The sequence below is a fragment of the Staphylococcus sp. GDY8P57P genome, assembly GCF_017892585.1.
Taxonomy (GTDB): domain Bacteria; phylum Bacillota; class Bacilli; order Staphylococcales; family Staphylococcaceae; genus Staphylococcus; species Staphylococcus borealis.
Genome location: NZ_JAESLK010000017.1, coordinates 59828 through 67273 on the forward strand (window position 1 = coordinate 59828; position 7446 = coordinate 67273).

8 protein-coding genes and 1 rRNA gene are annotated in these 7446 nt (G+C 34.0%); 2 read left to right on the top strand and 7 right to left on the bottom strand.

Going from position 1 to position 7446, the window contains the following annotated elements; translation table 11 throughout:
- Positions 1–3: 3 nt before the first annotated feature.
- Genes KA878_RS05155 through KA878_RS05165 form a run of 3 tightly spaced genes read right to left on the bottom strand, consistent with a single transcriptional unit; the run spans position 4 to position 2051 of the window.
- Complete coding sequence (locus KA878_RS05155) at positions 4–1011, bottom strand: protein arginine kinase (protein WP_193839735.1); 1008 nt, start codon at positions 1009–1011, stop codon at positions 4–6.
- On the bottom strand, positions 1004–1567 hold the full coding sequence (locus tag KA878_RS05160) for a UvrB/UvrC motif-containing protein (RefSeq protein ID WP_053031000.1): 564 nt from the start codon (positions 1565–1567) through the stop codon (positions 1004–1006). The genes KA878_RS05155 and KA878_RS05160 overlap by 8 nt, the downstream gene beginning before the upstream one ends.
- 22 nt (positions 1568–1589) lie before the next feature.
- Positions 1590–2051 (bottom strand): CtsR family transcriptional regulator, encoded by a 462-nt coding sequence (locus KA878_RS05165; protein WP_053030998.1) that lies wholly within the window; start codon positions 2049–2051, stop codon positions 1590–1592.
- Between the two features lie 154 nt (positions 2052–2205).
- Here KA878_RS05165 and KA878_RS05170 point away from each other — a divergent pair, with 154 nt between their 5' ends.
- Positions 2206–3420: a NupC/NupG family nucleoside CNT transporter gene (locus KA878_RS05170; RefSeq protein ID WP_053030996.1), complete on the top strand. Its 1215-nt coding sequence runs from the start codon at positions 2206–2208 to the stop codon at positions 3418–3420.
- Between the two features lie 103 nt (positions 3421–3523).
- Here the strand turns inward: KA878_RS05170 and pdxT are convergent, their stop codons facing one another.
- A complete protein-coding gene (gene pdxT / locus KA878_RS05175; RefSeq protein ID WP_193839736.1) occupies positions 3524–4078 on the bottom strand; it encodes a pyridoxal 5'-phosphate synthase glutaminase subunit PdxT in 555 nt (184 codons plus the stop codon).
- Between the two features lie 3 nt (positions 4079–4081).
- Positions 4082–4969 (bottom strand): pyridoxal 5'-phosphate synthase lyase subunit PdxS, encoded by an 888-nt coding sequence (gene pdxS, locus KA878_RS05180; RefSeq protein ID WP_070854640.1) that lies wholly within the window; start codon positions 4967–4969, stop codon positions 4082–4084.
- A 99-nt stretch (positions 4970–5068) separates the two neighbouring features.
- On the opposite strand from pdxS, the gene pdxR reads away from it, so the two are divergent.
- A complete protein-coding gene (gene pdxR, locus KA878_RS05185) occupies positions 5069–6430 on the top strand; it encodes a MocR-like pyridoxine biosynthesis transcription factor PdxR (RefSeq protein WP_193839737.1) in 1362 nt (453 codons plus the stop codon).
- 119 nt (positions 6431–6549) lie between these two features.
- Here the strand turns inward: pdxR and KA878_RS05190 are convergent, their stop codons facing one another.
- Positions 6550–6906, bottom strand: a complete 357-nt coding sequence (locus tag KA878_RS05190; RefSeq protein ID WP_193839738.1) for a DoxX family protein — start codon at positions 6904–6906, stop codon at positions 6550–6552.
- A gap of 453 nt (positions 6907–7359) precedes the next feature.
- Positions 7360–7446, bottom strand: a 5S ribosomal RNA gene (gene rrf, locus KA878_RS05195); the annotation flags it as partial.

The window sequence follows — 7446 nt, forward strand, 5'->3', positions numbered from 1 at the left end:
CTCCTATTGTGTATATTCTCTTAATATATCTGCTCTCTTCTCATTTACAGAGATTGTTTCATCTTCATCGTTATAAATAAACGCTGATTGAATACTCACCATTAATTCATTAAATTGAAAGTCTTTCAATGTTAAATACCCTAAATCAATACCTAATTTCACTTCACTTAAACGATAGGAAGCTTCTTCCATTGAAATAATTCGACTGTTCTGTAAGATACCCAATGACCGATAAACACGGTCTAACGTTTCCAATTCATTATAATGCGTTAAGCGTTCACGAATTTGCATTTCTTCATTTATAATTTGTTGAACAACTTCAGTTAAATTATCTATAATTTCTTCTTCAGTTTTACCAAGTGTTAATTGGTTTGAGATTTGATAGATATGGCCATAAACTTGCGAGCCTTCTCCATATATACCTCGAATCGTAAAACCAAAACGATTAATGGTCTGTGCAATACGATTCATACGTTTCATGATGGATAACCCTGGTAAATGTAGCATCACACTTGCTCTCATACCTGTACCAATATTAGTTGGGCATGTTGTTAAATACCCTAAATGTTCATCATAACTAATGTCTAGCGATTGATCTAACGTATCATCAATATCACTCGCTTTGTTATATAAATCATGTAATGACAAATCATTTCCCATTGCTTGTATGCGTATATGGTCTTCTTCATTAATCATAATGCTGATCGATTCGTCTTCATTTAATAACACTGCTGATGCCGGTTGTTTAATAAGTTCAGGACTAATTAAATGTTTAGCAACAAGTTTCATTTTGTTTTGTTGATCCATTGTATCTAAACGCATGAGAGACAAATCAGGCAATACATCTTGCACTTCATTTATCACTCTAAAGCCATCTTGTTCTGAGGGAAACATGAGTGGATGGACATGATTTTCTAAATTTCTAGCTAATCGGATTCTGGAAGACATCACAATTGGAGATTCTTCTGTTTGTTTCATCCATTCACTGATATGCGTATTCATATCACTCATTGCGTTCCACCCCGCTCTCGTCTTTCAATGCTTTTATTTCGTCTCTAACGATAGCAGCTTCTTCAAAGTTTTGTTCATCAATTAATACATTGAGATACTTCGTTTTTTCTTCGATTTGTTTTTTGATGGCAAGTTTCTTATGAGAAGAACGAGGCGTTTTACCTACGTGCTCAAATTGTCCACCTTGCACACGTCTTACTATATCTACAATGTCATCTTTAAATGTAGCATAACAATTTGCACAACCAAATTTCCCTACATGTGCAATATCTTTTAAAGTCATGTTGCATGTTGGACATCGCTTCTCTTCTTGAAAAGCCACTTCATGAAAATTAATTCCATGCTTAGTTGCTAAATGTTGCAATATTTGTTTGACGACGAAAGCTTCTTCAATATCGTCTTGAAACTGAGAATGTGGCGATGTATTTTCATTTTGTTGCCAAGGATTTTCACCCTGCGCACATATAGAACATACCCATTTCTCAGAAGTGCCTTCTTTACTTTTTACTGTGAGTTTAACCTCTGCTTCATTTAAATGACAGTTTTCACAAAGCACACATAGACACCTCGCTTTTCTATTAATAATAATTAATGATTGGTAATACGCGTTTTAATATGTTGGCTCTAATGATATCTCGAGCAACCACGTCCATTTTTAATGTCTCGCGATCTACGATTACTTGAATCATTCTTGCTTCTCTTTCGCTGATGAGTCCCTTATCTAGCAAACCATCTATAATATAATACGCTTGTTGTTGAGAAATAGATGGCCCAATGATTTGCAATAGGTGATTAATATACCCCGTTGCATCTTTATTTTCAATTTTAGTGATTCGGATATAACCTCCGCCACCACGCTTACTTTCTATTTCATAACCATGTTCATTTGTGAATCTAGTTTTAATAACATAATTTAGTTGAGAAGGTACACAGTCGAAACGTTGAGCAATGTTAGCTCGTTGAATTTCTACCACGTCTTCATTACTTTCTTCAAATAACTTTTTAATGTACTGTTCTATGATGTCAGACATGTTGTGCATGATTTACCACCTCTTTTGACCTTCTTTGACTATATTATATGAGCATCTTTGACCTTTTTCAACCAATTTGTTTTTTAATTTTCTAAAATAATGATGTTACATGCAAGAATTTAATGTATTATATTAATTAAGAAAAATTTAAAGGAGTAGAATTATGCATATTCTTATTGGGATTATTGGGATAATTTTCTTTTTGGCACTTGCATTTTTGTTTAGCTCTGACAGAAAAAATATTCGCTGGCAATATGTTGGTCTTTTATTAGTCATCCAACTTGTATTTGCGTTTATTTTATTAAAAACGACAGCAGGTATTACAGTTATTGGGGGCATTTCGGAAGGATTTAACTACTTATTACAAAAAGCTGCAGAAGGGGTTAACTTTGTGTTTGGCGGATTCAAATTTGTCGATCCAAAAAACCCACCATTCTTCTTTAGCGTATTACTACCAATTGTATTTATTTCAGCATTAATTGGTATCTTGCAATACACTCGAATCTTACCTTGGATTATTAATGTTTTAGGATTCTTAATCTCTAAAATTAATGGTATGGGACGTTTAGAGTCTTATAACGCAGTAGCTGCTGCAATCTTAGGTCAATCGGAAGTGTTTATTTCATTAAAACAACAATTACCTTACATACCTAAACAACGTTTGTACACATTAACCGCTTCAGCAATGTCGACAGTATCAGCGTCAATTATCGGTGCTTACTTCACATTGATTGAGCCTAAATACGTTGTTACAGCAGTAGTATTAAACTTATTCGGTGGTTTCATTATTGCTTCTATCATCAATCCTTATAAAGTTAATGAAGAAGACGATAAACTATTAGTAGACGAAAGCGAAACTAAAAAGCAATCATTCTTTGAAATGTTGGGAGAATACATTTTAGACGGGTTCAAAGTTGCAGTAATCGTTGGTGCGATGTTAATAGGTTATATTGCCATCATCGCATTATTAAATGGTATCGTTAGTGGTATCTTCAGCTTTGTTTCTGGTGGCGCAATTACATGGGATTTCCAAACGTTAATTGGATTTGTCTTCGCACCATTAGCATTTTTAGCTGGTGTACCATGGGAAGATGCTGTTAAATCTGGTTCAATTATGGCAACTAAATTATTATCTAATGAATTCGTTGCAATGCAATCATTAGGAAACTTAAAAGATATTTCTGAACATGCTAAAGGTGTTACATCAGTATTCTTAGTATCATTCGCTAACTTCAGTTCAATTGGTATCATTTCAGGTGCTATCAAATCACTTAACTCTGAAAAAGGTGACGTCGTAGCACGTTTTGGACTTAAATTATTATTGGGGGCAACATTAGTATCATTTATTTCAGCAGCAATCGCTGGATTCTTTATCTAATATTGAAATTAAATACCCTAGAACTTCTGACAATTAGAAGTTCTAGGGTATTTTCATAGATGGAAACACTCAAATGCGTCTCTCCATTACCTACTATTCTTTTTTATTTGACCATATGATCGATAAAGTATTGTGTCACTCTATAATCATCCGTTAATTCAGGATGGAATGATACGCCTAAATATTTTCCTTGTTTGACTGCAACAATCTTTTCGCCCACAGTGCTTAATATTTCTACGCCCTCTTCAACACTAGCAATATGAGGTGCTCTAATAAATACACCTTCAATGTCTTCAGCTATACCTTGAATATCTAACTCTGCTTCAAAACTATCCACTTGTCTGCCAAATGAATTACGTTCAACAGTGATATTCAATTTTTTCAGATAGCCAGTTTCACCTTCGACATCTTTCGCAAGTACGATAAGGCCTGCACATGTACCAAACATTGGTAAATCAGACTGTTGTAACTTTTCTTTAAATCCATATAGATCCATTAATCTTCTTAGTGTAGTAGATTCTCCACCTGGAAGAATTAATCCATCTATTTCTTCTAATTGTTCAACCTTTTTAACTGCAATACCTTCATGACCACTAAGTTCAATATGACGAATGTGTTCACGTACGGCACCTTGCAATGCTAATACACCAATCTTCATAAATTACCAACCACGCTCTTGCATACGTTCTTCTAATGAAATTTGATTAATATCTAAACCTTTCATTGCTGTGCCTAATTCTGAAGCTAATTTACCGATAAGTTCATAATCTTGGTAATGCGTCGTAGCTTGAACAATTGCTTTAGCAAATTTCTCAGGGTCTTCTGATTTAAAAATACCTGAACCAACAAACACACCATCAGCACCTAATTCCATCATTAAAGCAGCATCTTGAGGTGTAGCAACACCACCAGCTGCAAAGTTAACAACAGGTAAGCGTCCGTGATCTTTAATTTGTTTTAACACATCATATGGCGCACCTAATTCTTTAGCATAAGTCATAATTTCATCGTCATTCATAACAACTAAACGACTAACTTCTGAATTAACTTTTCTCATATGTCTAACAGCTTCAACAATATTACCAGTACCCGGTTCACCTTTAGTACGTAACATCGCAGCACCTTCACCAATACGACGTGCAGCTTCTCCTAAGTTACGGCAACCACACACAAACGGAACAGTGAATTGATCTTTTCTTAAGTGGTATTCTTCGTCTGCAGGTGTTAATACTTCAGATTCATCAATATAATCTACACCCATAGCTTCTAATACACGTGCTTCAGTAATGTGACCGATACGTGCTTTTGCCATAACTGGAATTGATACAGCATTCATTACTTCTTCAACAATTTTAGGATTAGCGCTACGTGCTACCCCACCAGCTGCTCTGATGTCAGATGGTACACGTTCCAAAGCCATAACGGCAACAGCGCCAGCTTCTTCAGCAATTTTAGCTTGTTCTGCATTAACAACGTCCATAATAACGCCGCCTTTTTGCATTTCAGCCATTCCTCGTTTAACTCGATCTGATCCTACGATTTTAGACATAATATTAACCCCTTTTCACATTTGATTAAATTCATTTTAAGTTATAAACTGATATTTAAAAAGGTACAATTTATTTATAAAATTAGGGGTCAGTTTAAAATGAAAAAGCAAAAATTATATATAGCATTATATGAGCAGCTGAAAAATCAAATTATCGAAGGTCAATATCAAACACAAGATAAATTTCCATCAAAGCGCCAATTAAGTGAACATTTATCACTTAGCCATACAACTATTGAGCATGCCTATCAACTACTTTTAGATGAAGGTTTTATATACTCTAAACCTCGCTCCGGCTATTATGTATCTGATATACAGTCTCTCCCTGTCATTAATGTTAATAGCCCATCTATTGAAACAGAAGCGAATCCAATTGACACTAACCAATATAAGTATGCATTTAATTTAGCAGAGATAGATGCCGAATATTTCCCTCTAAATCTATTTAGAAAATTTGCAAAGGAAGCCTTTGAAGATAATGAATTAGCGCTTTTAGAAAAAGGAGACATACAAGGTGAACTAAATTTACGACAACAAATCGCACATTATCTATTTAATAGTAGAGGTGTGTCATGTCATCCAAATCAAATTATCATTGGGTCTTCTACTGAGCAATTACTTAACATGATTACTGATATTCTTAAAACATCGTCATTCATAATAGAAAAACCAAGTTATCCACCAATTAAACATGTTTTGGATAAAAACAATCACGATTATATTCAAGCAACTGTTGAGAAAGACGGAATAAACATGACTGACGTACTTAATTCTAATAATGATATTGTATATATCACACCATCTCACCAATTCCCAACTGGCTATGTCATGAACTTAAAAAAACGTACCCAACTCATTAAATGGGCTCATCAGAAACATAGTAGATATATTATTGAAGATGATTATGATTCAGAATTCAGATATTACGGTAAACCTATTCCCGCTTTACAAAGTTTAGATAAAAAAGACAAAGTAATCTATATTAGTACATTTTCAAAATCACTTTATCCGAGTTGTCGTATTGCTTATATCGTTTTGCCTCAAACATTATTACAATCTTATTTATCTATGCCTTATAAAGAGAGTAATACCGTCCCTGTTCATATCCAACAAATCATTGCGAATTTTATGTCATCTGGAAGTTTTGAACGTCATTTAAATAAAATGAGAAAAATTTATAGAGAAAAACTAAATTACATATTGCAGCGATTGGAACCCTATAAGGAACAACTAAACATTGAAGGCGCATTAACAGGAATGCATTTCACACTAACAGTAAATAATGGACTTACCATGTCTCAATGCCTACACAATGCGGAAGAACTAAAATTGAAATTAAATATCTACAACTATGATGATCAAGTTGAACCAATCCCAAAGTTTATTATTGGTTTCGGTGGTATTCCCAATCATCAGCTTAAAGAGCATACTGATATTTTAATCAAAGCATTAACTTTATAGTCATTAAAAAGTAGGAGTGGAATAATAAATTCATAATGAATTCATTGTTCCACTCCTACTTTACTTTGCCTGTAGAATTTTCATAAATGTATTTGCTAATTATTCGCAAATACAGATTTTTAATAAAGTTCAAGTGATTTTTTCCAATTATAAGAAATCATTACAGATATACTCATTACCAATAGTATAATTACAAGTTCTGAAGCCATATAACCATGTGCTAGATGAACTGTAAATAAAGCGCCAAGCATAATTATAATGAAACCAGCAGCAACATAGTTTGCAAATAAACCTATGACCATTAATATGCCCCCGATAAACTCAAATAACCCTAATATAATGCCTAAGAATGCAGGGAAACCTAAATCAGACATCATTGCCATCGGTTCCTTAAATCCACCAAATACTTTTTGAGATCCATGTATTGTAAATGTAATACCTAACATAAGTCTTATTAATAATAAACCAATTCTCATTGTAAGTCGTTCTCCTTATAGATATATTTATTATATGCAATATATTACATATACTACATGATGATAATTATTAGTTCAACCTTTATATCATTAAATTTTTATTTTAATTTTAAGCATAAAAAAAAGAGACCTTACGGTCTCGATATCGACTCATCACATCCATACGATTTGCCTGGCAACGTCCTATTCTAGCGGAACGTAAATCAGCTACCATCGGCGCTAAGAATCTTACTTTACTTCGAGGCAAGCGCTCGCATCTTTCTTCCTTTTCTAAAATTGCTTGCTCTTTTAGCTCTACTAAACTCGCTTCTCAATTTTCTCAACTCATCAGCTTCAAACGCTTTCTCTTCGTAAAGCCATTATATATATATCATTAAATTTTCGGTTTGATTTTTAAACATAAAAAAAGAGACCTTACGGTCTCGATATCGGCTCATCGCATCCATACGATTTGCCTGGCAACGTCCTACTCTAGCGGAACGTAAATCCAACTACCATCGGCGCTAAGGAGCTTAACTTCTGTGTTCGGCATGGGAACAG